Source organism: Oleiphilus sp. HI0061 (assembly GCF_001635675.1).
Genome location: NZ_LWFE01001294.1, coordinates 1 through 1,737, shown reverse-complemented (window position 1 = coordinate 1,737; position 1,737 = coordinate 1). Strand labels below are relative to the sequence as shown.

Sequence of the window (1,737 nt, the reverse complement as noted above, 5' to 3'; positions counted from 1 at the left end):
TTTATTGTTAAGAACTCAGAAACGACGCAATAAACCATACAATAATTTTTATTTTGTTTATCTGATTTTGACCACGATAAACCCTAAATTCTTACCTGAACTGTCAACGAAACCACCCATCAAAGTGACCCGATTACGCTGAGCAAAAAACTAATTTTTAGAACACTGAACCTTGATGATAACCTGACTTTATAAGAAGGCCATCTTTGCACAAAACTAAGAAAACCGCGTACAAGTGTTTGGTACTTTTGCGCATATAACGCCGCAATTTGCGCGACGGAGTGGAATGGCGGCTTGTTTGCGTGTTTTTGCAAACAAGGTGACAGCCCACGAAGTTCCGCAAGATTACTTGGTTATATGCCTACTGCTTGTAGGGGCTGAATATGATTTTCTGGCCGTTTTGCTGATAAGTCATGAACTGACTGCAAATTAAGCCAAAACTCAGGTGACGTATTAAAAGACTCTGATAATAGCCATGCAGTTTCAGGGGTTACCCCACGCTTACCACGCACTATTTCATTTATGCGCTGTATAGGAACGCCTAGATGTAATGCCAATGCTTTTTGAGTTACCTCAAGAGGCTCTAGAAACTCTTTGAGAAGAATAACTCCTGGGTGTGTTGCTATGCGATTTGAAGGAATCATAATTTACCTCATATTTAGTGGTAATCCACTATTTGGACATCATGAGCAGCGTTAGAATCCCAGCGAAATACAATACGCCACTGAGAATTAATACGAATACTATGGAAACCGTCTAGGTCACCTTTAAGTAGCTCAAGCCTATTTCCGGGAGGCGACTTAAGGTCATCTAGGTTCTGAGCAGCATTAATAACATCAAGCTTATATAAAACTAACTCATGTATCTGATTGGGCAGCTTTCGTGCCCAACGACTAGAAACACCATTAAACAGATCTGATGTAGTTTTATTGCCAAAGGAAATAATCATTTAGGCATATTAACGAATACACGGTATTCATGCAACATATAGCGCCGCAATTTGCGCGACGGAGTTAGATGGCGGCTTGTTTGCGTGTTTTTGCAAACAGGGTGACAGCTCACGGAGTTCCGCAAGATTGCTTTGTTATATTTAATCACGCAGCCTCAAAAGAAACTGAGTGAACGTTACCTAAATTGATATTTTGTTTGGCCTGCCAAAGGTCATAGTTGTCTTGCATTGCCAGCCAGCTTTCAGGACTACGACCTACAGCTTTGGATAGCCTTAATGCCATTTCAGGTGTTACACCACTTTGCCCCTTTAAAATACGGTTAAGTGTCGATGATGCGACATCTAGCTGTTTGGCTAAAAAGCGGCAGCTATAACCGAACGGCTCAAGGTATGTTTCTTTAATGAACTCACCGGGATGAGGAGGGTTATACATGCTCATTAGTGATAGTCCTCGTAATTTAATATGAATGCATTGCCATCTTTGAATTCGAAAGTTACTCGCCAGTTACCATTAACCGAAATAGACCAAATACCTTCACGGTCACCTTTTAATGGGTGCAATTGATAACCTGGTAAATCAACATCCTCGATTACATGAGCAGTATCGATAGCCGCCAGTTGCATTTTCAATTTCCTTGCATGGCTATTCTGAATGCCCGCAGTACTCCCTGATTCAAAGTACTTTTTGAGACCTTTATGCTTAAACGATTTAATCATAAGCTGATGGTAGCATGATGCGCACTATGCATCAATAAATATAACGCCGCCATTTGCGGGATGAGTCTTAT

General features: G+C 40.9%; 4 protein-coding genes. All 4 read right to left on the bottom strand.

The genetic code is table 11. The features are described from left to right. Window positions 1–353: 353 nt before the first annotated feature. The 4 genes from A3735_RS20450 to A3735_RS20435 all read right to left on the bottom strand — a co-directional run bounded on the left by A3735_RS20450 (window position 354) and on the right by A3735_RS20435 (window position 1,666). Window positions 354–644: a HigA family addiction module antitoxin gene (locus A3735_RS20450; RefSeq protein ID WP_068511195.1), complete on the bottom strand. Its 291-nt coding sequence runs from the start codon at window positions 642–644 to the stop codon at window positions 354–356. 14 nt (window positions 645–658) lie between these two features. Then, a complete protein-coding gene (locus A3735_RS20445; protein WP_068511197.1) occupies window positions 659–949 on the bottom strand; it encodes a type II toxin-antitoxin system RelE/ParE family toxin in 291 nt (96 codons plus the stop codon). A gap of 145 nt (window positions 950–1,094) precedes the next feature. After that, complete coding sequence (locus tag A3735_RS20440) at window positions 1,095–1,388, bottom strand: HigA family addiction module antitoxin (RefSeq protein ID WP_068509680.1); 294 nt, start codon at window positions 1,386–1,388, stop codon at window positions 1,095–1,097. Next, a complete protein-coding gene (locus A3735_RS20435; protein ID WP_068509678.1) occupies window positions 1,388–1,666 on the bottom strand; it encodes a type II toxin-antitoxin system RelE/ParE family toxin in 279 nt (92 codons plus the stop codon). The genes A3735_RS20440 and A3735_RS20435 overlap by 1 nt, the downstream gene beginning before the upstream one ends. Window positions 1,667–1,737 lie beyond the last annotated feature (71 nt).

Coding starts and splice junctions, on each gene's coding strand:
- A3735_RS20440 (WP_068509680.1), bottom strand. CDS start 1,388: ATGAGCATGTATAACCCTCCTCATCCCGGTGAGTTCATTAAAGAAACA.
- A3735_RS20450 (WP_068511195.1), bottom strand. CDS start 644: ATGATTCCTTCAAATCGCATAGCAACACACCCAGGAGTTATTCTTCTC.
- A3735_RS20435 (WP_068509678.1), bottom strand. CDS start 1,666: ATGATTAAATCGTTTAAGCATAAAGGTCTCAAAAAGTACTTTGAATCA.
- A3735_RS20445 (WP_068511197.1), bottom strand. CDS start 949: ATGATTATTTCCTTTGGCAATAAAACTACATCAGATCTGTTTAATGGT.